Origin of the sequence: Actinomadura sp. NPDC049382 (assembly GCF_040677125.1) — a bacterium.
GTDB lineage: Bacteria > Actinomycetota > Actinomycetes > Streptosporangiales > Streptosporangiaceae > Spirillospora > Spirillospora geliboluensis.
On the sequence record NZ_JBFARO010000152.1, the window covers coordinates 1 to 18990 of the forward strand.

Genomic DNA, 18990 nt, shown 5'->3' on the forward strand with positions numbered 1-18990 from the left:
CCGGCGCGGCGAGCGCGGCGGCGGCCGAGCAGGAGGCGCGCCGGCTGTCCGGCGCGCTGATCGGGATCGCGGGCGCCGTCGGCGCGTTCGGCGGCGTGCTGGTCAACATCGCCTTCCGGCAGTCGTTCCTGACCTACGGCACCGGCGACGGCGCCTACCTGTCGTTCATCGCCTTCTACGCCGTGTGCTGCGCGCTCACGTGGCTGGTCTACCTGCGGGCCCGGCCGGGGCGGCCGGACGGCGTCTGACGGGCCGCCCGCCGGGGCCGCGGCCGTCCGGGCCGGTCGTCGGGCTCCGGCCAGCGCGGCGACCGGCCCGAGGAGCGCAGCACCGCCTCCCACGCGTCGCCCGGCTCCAGCGGCAGGTGCGGGACGCCCCAGTGCCACGCCGACACCAGCAGGTCCGGGTCGCGCGGCCGGTAGTCCGCGCCGATCGCGCGGGCCATGTCCCAGGCGTGCAGGTGCCACTCGACGCACGCCGCGCCCGCGTGGTCGCCGACGGTGTACTTGGTGCCCCGGTAGATCAGATGGGTGCGGTCCCACATGTCCGGCATCAGGTCGGCGTACGCGCCGGCCGACACCCCGAACGAGATGATCCGGTCGGGGCCCGGCTCCGGCGGCAGCACCGCCAGCTCGGCCGCGTTCTGCCGCGCCTGCTGCCGGATCAGCACCGCCGTCGCCGCCTCCTGCGCGAACAGCGTCGCCAGCCGGCTGTCGGGCGCGTCCTGCAGGTACTCCAGGAAGTTCTCCGCGACGCAGCGCAGATGCCCCGCCAGGTCGATCAGCCGCCAGTCGGCGCAGGGCGTCGGCACGTCCCAGTCGCCGGCGCGCTCCGCCAGCGCGCGGATCGCCGTGACGCCGTCCTGGTAGGACTCGAGTACGCGGCACCGGTCCGGCGGCGTGCGCTCCACGTGACATCCCCCAACGTCCAGAGCACCGTGTGCCCTCTCCGCCGGGACGCGTCCGCGCGCACGCTATGGCGGCGGGGGGCGCCCCGGCGTTCCCCGAGAGGGCAGACTCTCAAAGTTCGGTGGCGGGTGCCACCCGGTGACGCTGTGTCGTCACACGTGGTCCGGGACCTCAGCCGAGCGCGGCGGGCACCGTCTTGAAGCTCAGCCGGTGCGCCTCGCGGGCGGTGCGCAGCCGGTCGACCTCGTCGGTCCACGGGCGCACCGCCGGGCGCGCCTTGGCCTTGCGGTAGGCGATCTCGGCGGCGCGGCGCGTCTTGGCGTCCTGCCCGGCGCCCGCGTACACCTTCGGGCCCATCGCGACCCGCTCGGACGCCTCCGCGGCGGCGAGCACCGCGGTCATCGCCCTGTCGAACGCGACCGTGAGCGCGCGCAGCTCCGGCCCGGCCGCGCCCGCGGCCTGCGCGTCCCGCAGCTCCCGCTCCGCGTCGCCGGCCGCCGCGAGCCTGTCCTCGTACTCGGCGGCCAGCCGCTGGTCGGCCTCGTACGGCTCCGCGACGTCCTTGCTCACCCGGCGGCCCAGCGGCATGGTGGTACTCCCTCGACGATCCGACTGTCCGATCCAGGTAAGCGTACTCGGGGGTTCCGGCGTGTCGGCGCGGCGGACACCCGGCCGCGCGCCTTTACATAGTAAGGTAACTGCTCATGGTCCGGCAGCCCAGCATCAACGCCCAGCACCGCGCCCCCCTGTCCACCGAGCGGATCATCGAGGCCGCCCTGCGGATCGTGGACGGCCAGGGACTCGGCCGCCTCACGATGCGCCGCCTCGGCGACGCGCTGGAGGTCGAGGCGATGGCGATCTACCACCACCTCCCCCGCGGCAAGGAGCAGCTCCTCGACGGCCTCGTCGCGCACGTCGCCGCCGCCCCCGCCGACACCTCCGGCGGCGCCTCCGCCGGCCGCTGGCAGGACGCCCTGCGCCAGTGGGCCGCCGGCTACCGGGACAGGCTGATCGCCCACGCCGGGGTCCTCCCCCTCGTCGTCACCCGCCGCAACCCCGCCGCGCTCACCGCCACGGTCGCGTCCCTGCGCGAGGTCATGCGGAGCGGCGGCGTCGCCGAGGACACCGCCGCCGTCGCCGCGCACACGCTGCTCGGCTACGTGATCGGCCACACCGCCCTGGAGGTGCGCGGCACCAACGAGGACGGCGCCGACCGCGTCGTCGACTGGGACGCCCGCTTCACCGCCGGCCTCGACCTCATCATCGCCGGGGTGCGCTGAGCGGGTCCGGTCAGTCCTCGACGACGAGGACCTCCAGGTGCAGCGGGCCGTGCACGCCCTCCGCCCGGACCCCCTCGACGCCGTGGGTGGCGGACGGGCCGCTGATCCAGGTGAGCGGCCGCGCCGGATCCAGCCGCGTGACCGCCTCCGGGACCGTTCCGACGATCTGGTCGGCGTGGACGACGCACAGGTGGTAGCCCGGCACCAGGGTGAGCGCCCGCCTGCCCTGCGCGCGGCCGCCGTCCAGCACCACCGTGCCCGTCTGCGCCACCGCCGCCGCGCAGCCGGTCACCACGCCGTCGACGGCGGCGAGGGCGTCCAGGTCCAGCGCCGGGGTGTCGGCCAGCGCCCGCACCCCGTCCAGCTCCGCGAGCCACCCGAACGGCAGGTCCGCCGGGACGGCGATCCGCTTGGCCTCCCGCCCCCACAGCGCGGCGGCCACCGCGGTGCCGAGCTCGTCGGCGCCGACGTGCCGCACCGCGGCCCGGTTGTCGGCGACCCGCTCGGTGAACAGCGCCACGACGTCCGCCCGCGTCGCGGCCTGCGGCCCGGTCAGCCGGCGCGCGTAGCCGCGCGGCACCGGCGGATGCGCGCCCCGCGACCCGCCGAGCGCCTCGCGCACCCGGCGCAGCATCTCCTCCCGCGCGGTCATGCCCGGGTCCTGTCCCACCAGGCGCGGAAGCTCTCCGCCGGCGGCGCCGGCAGGTCGCGGGCCTCCGTCCACGCGCCGAGCAGCCCCGGCAGGCGGCGGATCCGCCCGCCGCGCGACAGCAGCCGCGCCCACCGGGTGCCGCGCCGCAGCACGGCCTCGTGCCGGCGCGGGTCGCCCATCGTCCACGCCAGGCCCCGCATCAGCACCATCTCCGGCGGCGGGACGGGCCGCCGGCGGCGCGAGTCGACGACCAGGCCGCGCAGGTGGACCAGCACGTCCGGGATGTCGATCTTCACCGGGCAGACGTCCGCGCAGGCCCCGCACAGCGTGGACGCGTACGGCAGGGACGCCATGGCCGCGCTCTCCACGCCGCGCAGCTGCGGGGTGAGGATCGCGCCGATCGGGCCCTGGTGGACCGGCCCGTACGGGCGGCCGCCCGTCCGCTCGTAGACGGGGCAGACGTTCAGGCACGCCGAGCAGCCGACGCAGCGCAGCGCGGCCCGCCCGACCTCGTCGGCCAGGGCCCGCGTGCGGCCGTTGTCGAGCAGGACGAGGTGGAACGCGCGCGGCCCGTCGCCCGGCGTCACCCCCGTCCACGACGACACGTAGGGCGTCATCCGATCGCCGGTCGACGACCGCGGCAGCAGCTGGAGGAACACCTCCATGTCATCCCACGTCGGGACGACCTTGTCGATGCCCGCGACGCAGATCAGCGTCTCCGGGAGCGTCAGGCACATCCGCGCGTTGCCCTCGGACTCGACCACCACGGCCGTGCCCGTCTCGGCCACCAGGAAGTTCGCCCCGGTCACCGCGACGCGGGCGCGCAGGAACCGGTCGCGCAGGTGGGCGCGGGCCGCGCCGGCGAGGGCCTCGGGGTCGTCGGGCAGGTCGGCGCCGGCGGCGGGCATCCCGCGCCGGAACAGCTCGGCGACCTGGGCGCGGTCGCGGTGCGCGGCCGGAGACAGCGGATGGGACGGCTCGTCCTCGCCGAGCCGGACGGCCAGGTCGCCGAGCGCGGTCTCCTGGACGGCCACGCCCGCGCGGGCCAGCGCGCGGTCCAGGCCGATCTCCCGGAGCGTCAGCGACGCCGCCTTCAGCACCTCCCCCGCCCCCGACGCCCGGACCAGGCCGGTGACGACGCGGCGCGCCTCGGCCGCGTCCGCCGCCCAGTGCACGGTGCCGCCCGCCTCGGTGACGGCGCGCTCCAGGTCCTCCAGGTGGGCGTCGAGGTTGAGCAGCGCCTCCTCGCCGATGGCGCGGCCGGCCTCGCGCAGGTCCTCCCAGTCGGCGGGCTCCGCGGCCGCCGCGGCCGCCCGCCCCCGCAGCCGCGCGGTCGCGCCGCGCAGGCTCCGGCGCAGGCCGGTGTCGGCCAGCGCGGGACGCGCGGCGGCGGCGAACTTCGGCATCGGGAGCGGGACCGGCCCGCCCGGCGCGGCGCCGGTCGCTCCGCCGGTCACGCCGCCGGTCGCGCCGCCGGTCATGAGGGCCCCGTCGCGGCGAGGATCTCGGCCAGGTGCATGGTCCGCACCCCGGCGCGCAGCCGCGACAGCGCCCCGCCGATGTGGGCGAGGCAGGAGTCGTCGACCGCGCACACCACGTCCGCGCCCGTGCCGCGGACGTGCCGGATCTTGTCGGCGACCATCGCGACCGACACGTCCGCGTTCTTCATCGCGAACGCGCCGCCGAACCCGCAGCACTCCTCCGCGGCCGGTAACTCGACCAGGTCCAGGCCCTTCACCGCGCGCAGCAGCCGCAGCGGCCGGTCGCCGACCTCCAGCGACCGCAGCGACCGGCACGACGGGTGGTAGGTGACCCGGTGCGGGAAGTAGGCGCCGACATCGGTGACGCCGAGGACGTCGACGAGGAACTCGCTCAGCTCGTAGACGGCCAGGCCCTCGGCGGCGCGGGCGAGCCCCGGGTCGCGGGCCGCCCGCGCGATCCGCGGGTAGTCGGCCCGGACGGCGGCCGCGCAGGACGCCGACGGCGCCACCACGACGTCCCCGCCCTCGAACGCGGCCGCGTACGCGCGGGCGAGGCCGGCGGCCTCCCGGTGGTAGCCGGCCGCCCAGTGGACCTGCCCGCAGCAGGTCTGCCCGGTCGGGAATACCACCTCATGCCCCAGGCGTTCCAAAAGGACGGTCACGGCCCTCCCCGTATCAGGGAAAAGCGCGTCGTCGAAGCACGCGACGGACAACGCGACCCGCATCGGCCTCACTCCCCCCAACGCCCTCAGGGCGTTCCCCGCCGACATCGTAGGGGTTTCGCTCCCGGCGGCGTGTCGTTCTTCGTCCGTTATCGCGCGGGAGAGACCCTATGCCTGACACCTCGGAGTGAGGGTGATCACACCCGACCGGTACTCCGGTACCAAAGGACAACCGTCCCAACGGGCTATAGCCGGTCCGGGCGAACCACTCCACACTGGGGTGCGTCATAAAGGAAAGCACCACCACCGACCAGTAGTTGAGACCGGAGGCACGCCATGTGCCCGCACCAGCCGCCCTGTCCCTCGCACAACGCACCCGACCGCGACGCAGCCCGCACGCTGGCCGCGCACCCCGAGCAGGGGTGGAGCCTGCTGTGCAACGGCGTCGTGCTCTTCGAGGACACCGGTGAGCTGCTGCCCGACGGGGGAGTCATCGCACCGCACCGGCCGACCGACCTGCAGGCGCCGTCGGCCGCTTGACCGGTCTCCACGGGGGACTAGTCCAAGCGGGTGATCATCCTCGGGGCAACGCCCACCCGCCCTCGCCCTCCGGGCCCGCACCGGGCCCGGATCGAGCCGTCACTCCCGGCCCGTCCGCACCGGACGGGCCGTTCGCGTGTCCGGCACCGGTCAGCGCGACGCCCACTTGCGCAGCCACGGCTCGACCGCCCGGCCGACCGCAGCGGGATCCTTGTTCAGGTCGTGCCGCTCCCCCGCCAGGACCACGACGTGCGCCGCGTCGGCCGCGTCCGGCACGCCGAACGGGTCGCGGTCGCCGTTGACGACGAGGACCTCCACACCGGCCCCGCGCAACTCCCCCACCCGCGTCTTCTCCGGCTTGCCGGGCGGGTGGAGCGGGAACGCCAGCGCCACCACCCCGGCCGCGCCGGCCGCCGCCGCCGTCCGGCACGCCACCCGCGCACCGTTGCTGCGGCCGCCCTGCACGAGCGGGACGCCCGCGAACCGCTCCCGCAGCGGCCCGACGATCTCCAGCCACGCCTCGTCCTGCCTGACCGGCGCGCCGGGCGCCCGGCGGCCCGCGAACCGGAACGGCTGCGTCACCCGCGCGACGGCGCCGCCGAGCCCGAGCGCGGCCTCGCGGACGGCGAGCAGGTCGGGGGCGTCGACGCTCCCGTTGGACCCGTGCGTCAGGACCAGCAGGAACGCGGCGTCCCGCACCTCGTCCACCACCACCTCGGCGGGCCCGTGCGCCGTCGTGACCTCCATGCGACCACCGTAACGGCCGCGCCAGATGATCTCTGCGGCAGACTGGGCGCATGGAGAAGATGACAGACGGCGAGTGGCGCGCGTTCGTGAGCGAGGGCACCCGCACCGGCAAGGCCGGCGTCATCCGCAAGGACGGGACGCCGCACGTCACACCGATCTGGTTCGTCCTCGACGGGGACGACCTTCTGTTCAACACGAGCCGGCACAGCGTCAAGGGCCGCGCCCTGGCCCGCGACCCGCGCCTGTCGGTCTGCGTGGACGACCAGACCCCGCCGTTCTCGTACGTGCAGCTCCAGGCGGAGGCCGCCCTGATCGAGGACCTGGACGAGATGCGGCACTGGGCCACGCTCATCGGCGGCCGCTACATGGGCGCGGAGCGCGGCGCCGAGTTCGGGGCGCGCAACGCCGTCCCCACCGAGTACCTCGTCCGCGCCCGCATCACCAAGGTGGTCGCGGAGCGCGCCATCGCGGACTAGCCGCCCGGCCCGCTCCCCCGGGCTAGCCGTCCGGCCACTCCGGGACGGGCGCGCCCGTCGCCAGGCGCAGCCGCTCGGCGAAGCTCTCGTGCAGCAGCGGGCCCCACGGGTAGCCGTCGGGGACGCGGACCGCCCCGCCGAGCACCGCGTGCGCCTCGTCGCCCCGCCGCTCGGCGTACCGGACGGCCAGCAGCGCGTACATGTGGTCGAGGGCGCCGAACGCCTCCCCGGCGAGCGCCGGGAGCGTGCCCTCCGACACGGCCTGCTCGACGACCGGCTCCCACCACAGGTCGGCGTCGCCGTCGTCCTCGCCGAAGTCGCGGCGCAGCCTGGCCCGCACCTGCGGCGCGGTGCCCGGTTCGGCGAGCCCGCGCCGCCACACCTCCCCGGCCTCGCCGCCGCGCCCGCGCAGCGGCAGCGTCCGCGCCAGCAGCTCGGTGGCCAGCGGCCCGGTCTCCGGGTCGGCGGGCTCCGCCGCCAGCGCCGCGCCGAACGCGCCGATCGCCTGGTCGAGGTAGGAGATGCCGAGCGCGACGGCGAGCCGCGCGTAGGCGTACGGGGCGGCGTCGCGGTCGATCAGCCGCAGCCCGGCGGCCAGCGTCTTCTGCGCCCGCGCCGGGTCGCCGCGCTCGAGCAGCCGCTGCGCGAGGTCGTGCGCGGCGAGCGGCCCGTACTCGGCGTCGCCGGTCGCGACCGCGGCCTCCCAGTGCTCGCGCGCGGCGTCGAAGTCGCCGCCGTCGTCGGCGATCCGGGCCAGCGCCAGGTGCGCGGGCGGCAGGTAGGCGGGGTTGCCGAAGCCGACCACGGCGCGCCAGGCGGGCGCGGCCCGTTCCGGCTCGCCGGCCCGCTCGTGGGTGAGCGCCAGGTGGTAGGCGGCGCGCGGCCCGTACTCGGGGTCGCCGGTGGCGATCGCGACGCCGTCGGCCTCCCGGGCCCGCTCCACCTCGCCGGCGTCGTCGAGGACGACGGCGAGGCCGAGCGCGGCCCGCGCCCGCACCGGCGTCTCGCCCATGGCGAGCACCTTCTCGAACAGCAGCGCCGCCTGCCCGGCGGCACCGCCCTCGGCGAGGCCGCGGGCCTCGTCGCACATCCGCGCCGGGTCGGCCGTCTCGTCCGGCAACTCGCTCATCGGCCCCTGCCCTCTGGGGTTCGTGGAAGTCCGCACAGAGACTAGCGACCCGGCGCCCCCGCGTCCCGCGACGACACCCCGAAACCCCCACCAAGATCACATATCCGTCCCGGCGGGGGCCCGGGCCCCGGCCCCTCAGTCCTCGAACGCCTCGGGGGGCGGGCAGGAGCAGACGAGGTTGCGGTCGCCGTAGGCCTGGTCGATGCGGCGGACGGGCGGCCAGTACTTGCCCTCCCGCACCGACGGGACGGGGTAGGCGGCCTCCTCGCGGGTGTAGGCGTGCTTCCAGTCGTCGGAGACCAGGGAGGCGGCGGTGTGCGGGGCGTTCTTCAGCGGGTTGTCCTCGCGGTCGTAGCCGCCGTCGGCGACCCGCTGGATCTCCCGGCGGATCTCGATCATCGCGTCGCAGAACCGGTCGAGCTCGGCGAGGTCCTCGGACTCGGTCGGCTCGATCATCAGGGTGCCGGCGACGGGGAACGACAGGGTCGGGGCGTGGAAGCCGTAGTCGATGAGCCGCTTGGCGACGTCCTCGGCGGTGATCCCCGTCTCCTTGGTGATCTTGCGGAGGTCGGCGATGCACTCGTGCGCGACGAGCCCGTTGCGGCCCGTGTAGAGGATCGGGTAGTGCGGGGCGAGCCGCGCGGCGAGGTAGTTCGCGCTGATGATCGCGCCCTCGGTCGCGGCGCGCAGCCCGTCCGGGCCCATCATCGCGATGTAGGCCCAGGAGATCGGCAGGATGCCCGCCGAGCCCCACGGGGCGGCGGAGATCGGGCCGACGCCGGTGTCCGGGCCGGCCTCGGGGCGCAGCGGGTGGTTCGGCAGGAACGGGGCGAGGTGCGCGCGGACGCCGACCGGGCCGACGCCCGGGCCGCCGCCGCCGTGCGGGATGCAGAACGTCTTGTGCAGGTTCAGGTGGGAGACGTCCGAGCCGAACTCGCCGGGGCGGGCGAGGCCGACGAGGGCGTTGAGGTTGGCGCCGTCGACGTAGACCTGGCCGCCCGCCGCGTGCACGGCCGCGCACACGTCGGTGATCGTCTCCTCGAAGACGCCGTGCGTGGACGGGTACGTCACCATGATCGCGGCGAGCCGCCCGCCGTGCCGCTCGATCTTGGCGTGCAGGTCGTCCAGCGCGATGTTGCCGCCCTCGTCGCACTTGACGACGACGACGCGCATCCCGGCCATGACCGCGCTGGCGGCGTTGGTGCCGTGCGCGGACGACGGGATCAGGCAGACGTCGCGGTGCTCCTCGCCGCGGGACGCGTGGTAGCCGCGGATCGCCAGCAGGCCCGCCAGCTCGCCCTGGGAGCCGGCGTTCGGCTGCACCGACACCTTCGCGTACCCGGTGATCTCGGCGAGCGCGTCCTCCAGCTCGCCGATCAGCTCCAGGTGGCCGGCGGCCTGGTCGACCGGCGCGAACGGGTGGATGTCGGCGAACTCCGGCCAGGTGATCGGCTCCATCTCGGCGGTCGCGTTCAGCTTCATCGTGCAGGAGCCGAGCGGGATCATCGAGCGGTCGAGCGCGATGTCCTTGTCCTGGAGGCGGCGCAGGTAGCGCAGCATCGCGGTCTCGGAGCGGTGCGCGTGGAACACCGGGTGCGTCAGGTAGGGGCTCTCCCGGCGCAGCGCGTCCGGGATCGCCTCGGCGGCGTCGCCGGCGGGCGCGGCGCCGAACGCCTCCAGCACGGCCGTGACGTGCTCGGGCAGCGTCGTCTCGTCGCAGGCGATCCCGACGCGGTCGGGGCCGTCCGGGCGCAGGTTGACGCCGCGCTCGCGGGCGGCGGCGACGACCTCGGCGGCCCGGCCCGGCACGCGGGCGAGGACGGTGTCGAAGAAGGCGCCGTGCACGACCTCGACGCCGGCGGCCCGCAGCCCCGCGGCGATCTCGGCGGCCCGGCGGTGGGCGCGCTGCGCGATCGCGGCGAGCCCCTCGGGGCCGTGGTACACCGCGTACATGCTCGCCATCACGGCCAGGAGGACCTGCGCGGTGCAGATGTTGCTGGTGGCCTTCTCCCGGCGGATGTGCTGCTCGCGCGTCTGCAGCGCCAGCCGGTAGGCGAGGGCGCCGTCCGCGTCGACGGACACGCCGACGAGGCGTCCGGGCAGCTGCCGCTGGAGGCCCTCGCCGACCGCCATGTAGCCGGCGTGCGGCCCGCCGAACCCGTAGGGGACGCCGAACCGCTGCGCCGACCCGACCGCGATGTCGGCGCCCGACTCCCCCGGCGGGCGCAGCAGCGTCAGCGCGAGCAGGTCGGCGGCCACGACGGCCTTGGCGCCGCGCTCGTGCGCCTGCGCGATCACCGGCTCCAGGTCGCGGACGGCGCCGGACGCGCCCGGGTACTGCAGCAGCACGCCGAAGAAGTCGCCGTCCGGGAGGCCCTCGGACAGGTCGGCGGTCACCACCTCGATGCCGAGCGGGACGGCGCGCGTCCGGACGACCTCGATCGTCTGCGGCAGCGCGTCGGCGTCCACGAGGAACGTCCCCGGGTCCTTGCGCCTGGACGCGCGGTGCGCGAGCGCCATCGCCTCGGCGGCGGCGGTGCCCTCGTCCAGCATGGAGGCGTTGGCGACGGGCAGGCCGGTCAGGTCGGCGACCACCGTCTGGAAGTTCAGCAGCGCCTCCAGCCGCCCCTGGGAGATCTCCGGCTGGTACGGCGTGTAGGCGGTGTACCAGCCCGGGTTCTCCAGGACGTTGCGCAGGATCACGCCCGGGACCGTCGTCCCGTGGTAGCCGAGCCCGATCATGGAGGTCAGCACGGTGTTGCGGGACGCCAGCTCGCGGAGCCGGGCCAGCGCGGCGGGCTCGCTCAGCGCGGGCGGCAGGTCCAGCGGGCGGGCGGTGCGGATCGCGGCGGGGACCGCGGCGTCGATCAGCGCCTCGGCGCCGGAGTAGCCGATCGCGGCGAGCATCCGGTCGCGGTCGGCCGGGCCGGGGCCGATGTGCCGGTCGGCGAACGCGGCGCGGGCGTGCTGCGGCGAAGCCACGGGGGCGAAGAACTGCGCGGTCATGGAGAGCCTCCTGGCTGCTGCGGTCGCTCAGGGCCACCGCCGGCGCGCGGGCCGGCGGCCGGTCTCCCCCTCTGTCATCGGCACCTGAGAGCTTCACCCGCGCGGCGGGGTTTCCCCTTCGGTGAGCCGCGTTCCCCGCGCGCGGGGAACGACGCCTGCTTTCCAGAGGTGCCTCGCCCGAGCGGTCCTTTTGCCTGAGAGGTTCCGGGGAGGTTGCCCCTTCGGCGCCCCGCGCTGGCGGCGCGGGGGCTCTCCCGCCCAGGGTCGACGGCATGTCCTGAACGAACCCTACCCAAAGACCGGTCCCGGCCGCCGCCGCGGGCCCCGGCGGGACGGGGTCCCCCCGCCGCGGACACGGAGGGCGTCCCCCGGTGCCGGACCGGTACCGGCCGGTACGATGTGCTGATTCACCTGGGACAAGACGGACCTCGGGCCACGGGGGCGGAGATGGGGCTGCGGGGTGCACGCGCGACCGGCCGGGAGGCGTCCCGGCGCTCGACGGCGCGCCGCCGGTTCTGGGACGCTGATCACGATGACGGACGGCCCGGGCGGTAGCGGCGTGACGCAGACCCACGACGGCGCGGTGCGCGCGGCGCGCGGCGCGCCCGCCGGGGCGCCGGTCGACGAGCCCGCCCTGCCGGACCGGATCCGCCGGCCCACCGACGCGATCAGGTTCGCGGCGTCGCTGGCCGGGCTCGCGGCGGTGATGCTGCTGGTGTCGATCGCGCAGCAGACCACGCACGGCCTGCAGACCGACATCGCCGAGGGCACCGCGCACGCGCCCCGGCTGCTGCTGACGCTCGCGACGCTGGTGTCCAGCTTCGGGGTGCTGGCGGTGCCGGTCGCGTTCGCGGTGGAGCGGCTGTTCCACAAGGACGGGACGCGCGTCGCGATCGCGCTGCTGGCCGCCGTGATCGCCTTCGGTATCACCGTGGGGCTGGACGACCTGGTGGTGCGGGCCGCCCCCGGCGGCGTGCTGGACTCGCTGATCTGGGGCGGCACCGAGACCGCGCCCGTGCACACCGACATCGCCCCCGTGATCGCGTTCGCCACCGCCGTCGGGATGGCGGGGCGCACCCGCTGGCAGGCGGCGACCTGGATCATGATCGGGCTGGCGGCGCTGACCGGGCTCACCGCGTCGTACGCGTCCGTCGCCGCCCTCGCGGCCACCTACTTCCTCGGCCGCGCCATCGGCCACGGCACCCTGTACGCCGTCGGCACGCCGAACCCGCGGCCGTCCGGGACGGCGGTGGTCGCGGCGCTGGAGCGGCTCGGGATGCGGCCGGAGCGGGGCGCGCGGCTGGACGAGCCCGCCGACGACACCGAGGACGGCCGCCGCTACGGCGTCGTCCTCGGCCCGTCCGCCGCCGGCGGGTACGGCGCCCGGGTGCCCGCGGGGCGCGGCGCGCACGGCGACTGGGACCTGGAGGTCCGCGTCCTGGACCGGGACCAGCAGACCGCCGGGCTGCTGTACCGGATCTGGCGGCTGCTGCGGCTGCGCGCCGCGACCAGCGGGCGCACGCTGCGGTCGCTGCGCCGGTCCCTGGAGCAGGAGTCGCTGATGGCGTACGCGGTCGACGCGGCGGGCGTGCGGACCCCGCGGCTGGCCGGCACCTGCGAGGTCGGCACGGAGGCGGCGCTGCTGGCCTACGAGCACGTGCCGGGCCGGCGGCTCGGCGACGTGCCGGACGGCGAGGTCACCGACGAGCTGCTGACCGACGTCTGGCGGCAGTTCCGGGCGCTGCAGGGCGGCCGGCTCGCGCACCGGCGGCTGGAGGACCGGGCGCTGCTGATCGGCGAGGACGGCCTCGCCTACGTCACCGACCTGCGGGCCGGGGAGACCGCCGCGGGCGACCTGGTGCTGCGCCTCGACCTGGCGCAGCTCCTCACGACCCTCGCGCTGCGGGCCGGCCCCGAGCGGGCCGTGCGGACCGCCGCGTCCGTGCTCGGCGAGGAGGCCCTCGGCGGGGCGGTGCCGCTGCTGCAGCGGGTGGCCCTGTCCCGCGCGACGCGCGCCGCGCTGCGGCGCGACCGGGAGCTGCTCACCCGCATCCGGGAGCAGATCGTCCGGCTGAAGCCGGAGACCGAGGCGGCCCCGGCCCGGCTGGAGCGCTTCCGGCCGAGGACGATCTTCAGCGTGGTGGCGCTGTCGATCGCCGCCTACATCGTCATCCCGCAGGTGACCAGCCTGGACGTCGGGTACCTGGCGGCCACGGCGAGCTGGCACTGGGTCGCCGCGGCCCTCGGCGCGGCGGCGCTGACCTACGTCGGGGCGGCGCTCATGCTGATGGGGTTCGTCCCAGAGCGGCTGCCCTTGGGCCGGACGGTGCTGGTGCAGCTCGCCGCGTCGTTCGTGAAGCTGGTCGCGCCGGCGGCCGTCGGCGGCGTCGCGGTCAACACCCGCTACCTGCAGCGCTCGGGGGTGCGGCCGGCCCTGGCCGTCGCGAGCGTCGGCGCGTCGCAGCTCGTCGGGCTGGTCACGCACATCCTGCTGCTGGTGCTGTTCGGGTTCATCACCGGCTCGACGGCGAAGGCCACGCAGGACCTGGCGCCGTCCCGCACCATCGTGATCGCGGTGCTGGCGCTGGGCCTGGTCGCCGGGCTGGCGCTGACGGTCCCCCGCGTCCGCCGGGTGGTGACCTCGCGGCTGCGGAGCATGTTCTCCGGCGTGGTGCCCCGCCTGGTGGACGTCCTGCAGTCCCCGACGAAGCTGTTCACCGGGATCGGCGGCAGCCTGCTGCTGACGCTGGCGTTCGTCCTGTGCCTGGACGCGTCGATCCGCTCGTTCGGCGGGTCGCTGCCCTGGACGACGGTGGTGCTGGTGTTCCTCACCGCGAACGCGGTCGGGTCCGCGGCGCCGACGCCGGGCGGTCTGGGGGCCGTCGAGGGCGCCCTCACCCTGGCGCTGACGATCTCCGGGCTGTCCGCGGAGACCGCGACGTCCGCGGTGCTGCTCTACCGGCTCTTCACGCTGTGGCTGCCCGTGCTGCCGGGCTGGGGGGCGTTCGCCTTCCTCCAGCGCAAGGAGGCGCTCTGAGCGTCAGCCGGTCCGGCGCGCGCGGCGCCGGTTGGCGAGCTCATCGTGGGGGTGCTCGATAGGGTCCGCGGCGGCGCGTTCGCCGGGGAGCTGCGCGAGGCTCCCCTCCACCTCCTGCCACACCCGGCCCAGCGCTATGCCGAACACGCCCTGCCCGCCCTGCAGCAGGTCGACGACCTCGTCAGCGGACGTGCACTCGTAGACGCTGACGCCGTCGCTCATCAACGTGATCTGCGCGAGGTCCTGGACGCCGCGGTCCCGCAGGTGGGTCACGGCCGTCCGGATCTGCTGCAGCGACACGCCCGTGTCCAGCAGCCGCTTCACGACCTTCAGCACGAGGATGTCGCGGAAGCTGTACAGCCGCTGGCTGCCCGATCCCTGCGCCGCGCGCACGCTCGGTTCCACGAGTTTCGTGCGCGCCCAGTAGTCGAGCTGCCGGTAGGTGATCCCCGCCGCGGCGCACGCCGTCGGGCCCCGGTAGCCGACATCCTCCGGCGGCGCGGACACCTGCGTGTCGAAGAGCAGCCCCTGCTCTCCGGCACGGCGGGACGCCACGTGCCTGTCGGGGGTCGCCTTGCCCTCGCCGCTGCTCACCGCCACGCGGACCTCCGGCTTCTATCATCCCGTGGCGGTTCGTCAAGGGGGTTTGACGAATTACACCACGGGTGTTCCACCAGCACGGTAGGTGCCGGTCAGGGTGTGGTCAACGTTCATCGTCGGCGCGTCGCATGCCCGGATGAACCGGCTTCACGTGGGCAAACTGCGCACCTCCGCCACCCACCGACTCCTACCCCGAAGCACGGCCCCCAAAAACCGCCAGGTCCAGGACGATGCGGCATTTATCACTGCCCTTCACCACACCTACCCACCCCGCACCAAGCCCCCGTCCACCCCACCCCACGAACCGCCAAACAGTCACGCACAGTAATCGAGTCGCCTCTCAGAAAACCTCCCTGACCACCACAAACCCACCACCTCCCCGTCCGACCACATTCCCCTCACCAACCCGCCCAACGCCCATCCCCCACAAGCAACACTCGCAGCACCCACGTGACCAACACCACACGACACCACTCTCAGAAGCGAGCCCACCCAGCACCCCACAGAAAGGCCTCAGGGGGCGCTCCCCGGCGCCGGACACAACGACGGAGCCTGACGAACGAGACCTACCCCCGCCACACCCCGCCCTAGTCATGGGCGGAGCCCGTAGCGGGGGTTCCAGGGGCGCCCCTGGGTGGACGCAACGACGAGGGGCGTGGGGAGCAAGCTTCGCTTGCGACCGCGGCTTGCCAGACTGGGTCGAGCTAGCCGGCCCGGCCGAAGTCTTCGGGGGAGATCGTGTCGAGGAACTCGCGGAACTTCTCGACCTCGTCCTCCTGCTCGTCGGGGATGGCGACGCCGGCCTCTTCGAGGACGTCCTCGCTGGCGAAGATCGTGGCGCCGGTGCGCAGGGCCAGGGCGATGGAGTCGGACGGGCGGGCGCTGACCTCGACGCCGTTGGAGAAGATCAGGTCGGCGAAGAAGATTCCCTCGCGCAGGGCGGTGATGTTGACGGTGCGGAGCTGGACGCTGAGGGCGTCCAGGACGTCGCGGAACAGGTCGTGGGTGAGCGGCCGCGCGGGCAGCACCCCCTGCTGGGCGAAGGCGATCGCCGTCGCCTCGACCGCCCCGATCCAGATGGGCAGGTAGCGATCGCCCTCCGTCTCCTTCAACAGGACGATCGGCTGATTGGAGGGCATCTCGACCCGGACGCCGACGACCTCCATCTGCTTCACTGCGGCTCCCTGCTGGTTCTCGCTGTCTCGATCACCACGTGCAGCGGATCGATTCCTGACCGAACCATGTAGCCAACGTACACCCAGGCCCGGACAGCTCGTCGCGCCGCGGGTGCGGGAAAATCCTCCGCGGCGCCCATGATCAGTGGTCGAGGCTTTCGCGCAGACCCGCGCTGACCAGGGCGGCGTGGAGCCGGACCGAGAGCGCGGCGATCGCGTGGGCGGTCTCGGCGGCCTCCTCGTGGGCGCCGCGGCTGCGGCGGCGCAGCTGCGGCGTGACCATCTGCTCGATCAGGCCGACCTGGCGGTCGGCGGCGGCCTTCACGGCGCGCAGGTGCCGGACCTCGAAGCCGAACTCGCAGAGCTCGGCGGCGACCCGGCAGATGCCGAGGGCCTCGCCCTCGTAGTACGCGCCGGTGCGGTGGACGAGCCCGTACTCCTCCAGGCGGGCGAGGAGCGCCTCGTCGATGCCGGCGCCGTCGAGGAGCTGGCGGCGGGTGAGGCGGACGGCGGGGTCGGCCGCCGTGGTGTCGGCGGCCACGAGGGTGCGGGGACGCCGGCCCGCGTCGCGGTCCCCGAGCGGCGGGACGTTCTCACCGCGGTCGCGGGCCTCCAGATGCCGCCTGATCACGCGCAGCGGCATGTAGTGGTCGCGCTGCGCGGTCAGGACGAAGCGGAGCCGCTCCACGTCGGCGGAGCCGAACTTGCGGTAGCCGGCGGGGCTGCGCTCCGGCTCGACCAGGCCCTCGGACTCCAGGAACCTGATCTTGGAGATGGTGATGTCGGGGAACTCGGGCCGCAGCAGCCCGAGCACGTCCCCGATCGTCATCTGGGACCGGGCCGGCTCCGCGTTCAACGCCTCTCCCGTCAGCCGTGCGCCGGGTTGGTCAGGAACACCAGCCGGAACTTGCCGATCTGCACCTCGTCGCCGCCGGACAGGCCGGCCTGGTCGATCCGCTGCCGGTTGACGTAGGTGCCGTTGAGGCTGCCGACGTCGCGGACGGAGAAGGTGCCGCCCTGGCGGGCGAACTCGGCGTGCCGCCGGGACACGGTGACGTCGTCCAGGAAGATGTCGCTCTCGGGGTGCCGCCCCGCGGACGTGCGGTCCTTGTCGAGCAGGAAGCGGCTGCCCGCGTTCGGCCCGCGCTTGACGACGAGCAGCGCGGTGCCCGGGGGCAGCGCCTCCATCGCCATCTGGTCGGGGCCGGCCTGCTCCTCGGCACCGGTGTCGGTGTCCAGGGCCTCGAACCCGCCGATGGAGATCGTGGACGTGGACTCGCCGGGCGACTCGCGGTACGGCGGCGGCGCGGCCGGACTCCGGGTCAGCGGAGTGCCGCAGTTCGAGCAGAAGCGGGCATCATCCGGGTTGGCGTGACCGCACTGCGTGCAGTAGACGCTCGGCATCGATCGGCTCGGCCTCCTACCATCGGCGTGCCGCACGCGGACGCCCCGCCGCAGCGGGAGCCGCCTGCGCCACGCGCATCCTTCACCCAACCCATGCCGGGGACCCGCCCCCGACCACGGTCCAACTCACCGCCCCGCTCACGCGACGGTCGCCGCAACTTACGCGGCTATCACCCGAGGGGTCAACCGGAACGGTGAACCGGCCGCACCAAACTACATTCGTCGATGATCGCAGGTCTACGCCGCCGCGCGGACCGCCGCCATCGCGACGCTTGAGCGGGCCGCCCGGTCCCCCCCGTTCGTTCCCTCTAGGGAGACCGTACCGCGCCGACGGCCACTTTCGCGCGCGGGGTGATCAGGACGGTGGCTCCGGCCCCCTGCAGCGTCCGCACGAGGCCCCCCGGGATGTTGAGCGCGGTGGCCATCGTGTGGGGGTCGCCGATGGCCAGGAACCGGTAGGGGGCGGTCAGGAGCCGCCCGTCGACCTGGACGCCGCCCCGGTCGTCCAGGAAGTAGGTGTCGACGCCGACGCGGACGTCGTTGATCTGGACGACCTCGGCGCCGGCGTCGCGCAGCTCCTGCAGCGCGTCCAGCAGGTTGACCGCCCTGACGCGGCCCGCCGGGTCCTGGATCAGCAGCTCGATGCCGGGCCCCTCGGCCGGGAGCGTCCCGGCGAGGATGCCGTAGGACGTCGCCCGCTCGCGGGCCTCCTCCAGCGCGGTCCCGCCCTCGGCGTCGCGCTCCAGCCGGGCCTTGGTGGCCTCCAGGTCGCCGAGGTCGGTCCGCAGCCGGTCGGACCGCTGACCCAGATCGGCCAGGATCTCGACGAGGTCGTCCTGCCGGGCGGTGGCGAAGGCGGTGTCCCGCCGCGTCGAGCGGACCTGCGCGACGACCGCGAAGCCGAGCACGAGGCACAGCAGCCCGGCGGCGAGGCGGCGGGCACGGGGCCGCAGCGGGCCGCGCGGGCCCCGCGGCGCCCGCTCTTCGCGGCGCTCGTCCCGGCGCTCGTCCGGGTGGTCGCCGGTCATGCGCCGAACAGCTTCCGCCGGATGCCGGCCGCGTTGGCGAAGATCCGGATGCCGAGCACGACCACGACGCCGGTGGACAGCTGCGAGCCGACGCCGAGCTGGTCGCCGAGGAGGACGATCAGCGCGGCGATGAGCGTGTTGCCGACGAAGGAGACCACGAAGACTCGCTCGTCGAAGATCCCCTCCAGCCGGGCCCGGACGCCGCCGACCATGGCGTCGAGCGCGGCCACGATCGCGATCGGCAGGTAGGGCTGCAGCCACAGCGGCACGTCCGGCTGCAGGACGAGGCCGAGCGCCACCCCGATGACGAGCCCGATCAGCGCGATCATCCCCGGGCCACCTCCTCCCCGCTCACTGGCCGTCCTCCGGGCGGGGGCCGGCGTACCGCGGCCGGACCGTGCCCGCCGCGGGCAGCCGCGCCGCGGCCGTGCCGCGGACGGCGTAGCGGATCCCGAACCGCGTGTGCAGCGCGGCGAGCCGCCGGTCGGCGGCCGAGCCCGCGAACGCGTCCCGCAGGCGGTCCGGGTCGCCCAGCGCCGTGACCTCGTAGGGGCCGGTCAGCGGCCGGTAGTCGACCAGGATCGCCTCGCCGGCCGTGCGGATCGCGGTGGTCGGCGCGAGCCGCCGGCCGTTGACGCCGATCGCGGCGGCGCCCGCCGCCCAGAGCCCGTTGACCAGCACCTGGAGGTCCTGATCATAGACCCGGCCGGCGTCGGCGGGGGGCCGCCGCGCACCGGGCGCGCCGGGGCCGGGGCGCGGGGCGTCGGCGAGCGTGACGACGATCCCGGCGCCGGCGGCGGGCAGCGCGGCCGCGGCGGCGCCGGCCCGGGCCAGCCGCCGCCGGACGCGGCGCCACTCGTCAGAA

General features: G+C 75.2%; 19 protein-coding genes, 1 pseudogene and 1 riboswitch. Of the genes and pseudogenes, 5 read left to right on the top strand and 15 right to left on the bottom strand.

Features of this window, described 5'->3' with window-relative positions; genetic code table 11:
- A pseudogene (locus AB0K34_RS41300) lies at positions 1 to 248 on the top strand (MFS transporter); the annotation flags it as partial.
- Here the strand turns inward: AB0K34_RS41300 and AB0K34_RS41305 are convergent.
- Positions 209 to 910, bottom strand: a complete 702-nt coding sequence (locus AB0K34_RS41305; protein ID WP_138641319.1) for a maleylpyruvate isomerase N-terminal domain-containing protein — start codon at positions 908 to 910, stop codon at positions 209 to 211. The pseudogene AB0K34_RS41300 and the gene AB0K34_RS41305 overlap by 40 nt on opposite strands.
- A 169-nt stretch (positions 911 to 1079) precedes the next feature.
- Complete coding sequence (locus AB0K34_RS41310) at positions 1080 to 1496, bottom strand: plectin (protein WP_138641320.1); 417 nt, start codon at positions 1494 to 1496, stop codon at positions 1080 to 1082.
- Positions 1497 to 1612: 116 nt separating this feature from the next.
- Here AB0K34_RS41310 and AB0K34_RS41315 point away from each other — a divergent pair, with 116 nt between their 5' ends.
- Entirely contained in the window at positions 1613 to 2188 is a 576-nt protein-coding gene (locus AB0K34_RS41315; RefSeq protein WP_138641321.1) for a TetR/AcrR family transcriptional regulator C-terminal domain-containing protein, read from the top strand.
- Between the two features lie 10 nt (positions 2189 to 2198).
- Here AB0K34_RS41315 and AB0K34_RS41320 read toward each other — a convergent pair whose 3' ends face one another.
- The 3 genes from AB0K34_RS41320 to AB0K34_RS41330 form a co-directional block, all read right to left on the bottom strand.
- A complete protein-coding gene (locus AB0K34_RS41320; RefSeq protein ID WP_138641322.1) occupies positions 2199 to 2840 on the bottom strand; it encodes an LUD domain-containing protein in 642 nt (213 codons plus the stop codon).
- Entirely contained in the window at positions 2837 to 4246 is a 1410-nt protein-coding gene (locus tag AB0K34_RS41325) for a lactate utilization protein B (protein WP_205719658.1), read from the bottom strand. The genes AB0K34_RS41320 and AB0K34_RS41325 overlap by 4 nt, the downstream gene beginning before the upstream one ends.
- A gap of 71 nt (positions 4247 to 4317) precedes the next feature.
- Complete coding sequence (locus AB0K34_RS41330) at positions 4318 to 5046, bottom strand: (Fe-S)-binding protein (protein WP_138641324.1); 729 nt, start codon at positions 5044 to 5046, stop codon at positions 4318 to 4320.
- 273 nt (positions 5047 to 5319) lie between these two features.
- Here AB0K34_RS41330 and AB0K34_RS41335 point away from each other — a divergent pair, with 273 nt between their 5' ends.
- Positions 5320 to 5523: a DUF5999 family protein gene (locus AB0K34_RS41335; RefSeq protein WP_138641325.1), complete on the top strand. Its 204-nt coding sequence runs from the start codon at positions 5320 to 5322 to the stop codon at positions 5521 to 5523.
- Between the two features lie 150 nt (positions 5524 to 5673).
- Here AB0K34_RS41335 and AB0K34_RS41340 read toward each other — a convergent pair whose 3' ends face one another.
- Positions 5674 to 6270: an alpha/beta family hydrolase gene (locus AB0K34_RS41340; protein ID WP_138640576.1), complete on the bottom strand. Its 597-nt coding sequence runs from the start codon at positions 6268 to 6270 to the stop codon at positions 5674 to 5676.
- 50 nt (positions 6271 to 6320) lie between these two features.
- Between AB0K34_RS41340 and AB0K34_RS41345 the strand changes: the two genes are divergently transcribed.
- A complete protein-coding gene (locus tag AB0K34_RS41345) occupies positions 6321 to 6746 on the top strand; it encodes a PPOX class F420-dependent oxidoreductase (RefSeq protein ID WP_138640577.1) in 426 nt (141 codons plus the stop codon).
- Positions 6747 to 6768: 22 nt separating this feature from the next.
- Here AB0K34_RS41345 and AB0K34_RS41350 read toward each other — a convergent pair whose 3' ends face one another.
- On the bottom strand, positions 6769 to 7875 hold the full coding sequence (locus AB0K34_RS41350) for a tetratricopeptide repeat protein (RefSeq protein ID WP_138640578.1): 1107 nt from the start codon (positions 7873 to 7875) through the stop codon (positions 6769 to 6771).
- Positions 7876 to 8010: 135 nt separating this feature from the next.
- A complete protein-coding gene (gene gcvP / locus AB0K34_RS41355; RefSeq protein WP_364554151.1) occupies positions 8011 to 10881 on the bottom strand; it encodes an aminomethyl-transferring glycine dehydrogenase in 2871 nt (956 codons plus the stop codon).
- 172 nt (positions 10882 to 11053) lie between these two features.
- A riboswitch (glycine riboswitch) is annotated at positions 11054 to 11148 on the bottom strand.
- A 265-nt stretch (positions 11149 to 11413) separates the two neighbouring features.
- Between gcvP and AB0K34_RS41360 the strand changes: the two genes are divergently transcribed.
- On the top strand, positions 11414 to 13918 hold the full coding sequence (locus tag AB0K34_RS41360) for a lysylphosphatidylglycerol synthase transmembrane domain-containing protein (RefSeq protein ID WP_301177805.1): 2505 nt from the start codon (positions 11414 to 11416) through the stop codon (positions 13916 to 13918).
- A gap of 3 nt (positions 13919 to 13921) precedes the next feature.
- Here AB0K34_RS41360 and AB0K34_RS41365 read toward each other — a convergent pair whose 3' ends face one another.
- The 7 genes from AB0K34_RS41365 to AB0K34_RS41395 form a co-directional block, all read right to left on the bottom strand.
- Positions 13922 to 14518 (bottom strand): MerR family transcriptional regulator, encoded by a 597-nt coding sequence (locus tag AB0K34_RS41365; RefSeq protein ID WP_089326825.1) that lies wholly within the window; start codon positions 14516 to 14518, stop codon positions 13922 to 13924.
- A gap of 704 nt (positions 14519 to 15222) precedes the next feature.
- A complete protein-coding gene (locus tag AB0K34_RS41370) occupies positions 15223 to 15693 on the bottom strand; it encodes a bifunctional nuclease family protein (protein WP_067468341.1) in 471 nt (156 codons plus the stop codon).
- Positions 15694 to 15835: 142 nt separating this feature from the next.
- Positions 15836 to 16549, bottom strand: coding sequence for a MerR family transcriptional regulator (locus AB0K34_RS41375; protein ID WP_301177804.1), 714 nt, complete (start codon positions 16547 to 16549; stop codon positions 15836 to 15838).
- 11 nt (positions 16550 to 16560) lie between these two features.
- Positions 16561 to 17097: an FHA domain-containing protein gene (locus AB0K34_RS41380; RefSeq protein ID WP_089326827.1), complete on the bottom strand. Its 537-nt coding sequence runs from the start codon at positions 17095 to 17097 to the stop codon at positions 16561 to 16563.
- Positions 17098 to 17405: 308 nt separating this feature from the next.
- Positions 17406 to 18125, bottom strand: a complete 720-nt coding sequence (locus AB0K34_RS41385) for a DUF881 domain-containing protein (RefSeq protein ID WP_301177803.1) — start codon at positions 18123 to 18125, stop codon at positions 17406 to 17408.
- Complete coding sequence (locus AB0K34_RS41390; RefSeq protein ID WP_301177802.1) at positions 18122 to 18454, bottom strand: small basic family protein; 333 nt, start codon at positions 18452 to 18454, stop codon at positions 18122 to 18124. The genes AB0K34_RS41385 and AB0K34_RS41390 overlap by 4 nt, the downstream gene beginning before the upstream one ends.
- 22 nt (positions 18455 to 18476) lie before the next feature.
- The coding region (locus AB0K34_RS41395; RefSeq protein WP_364554154.1) for a DUF881 domain-containing protein at positions 18477 to 18990 on the bottom strand (514 nt) is incomplete at its 5' end.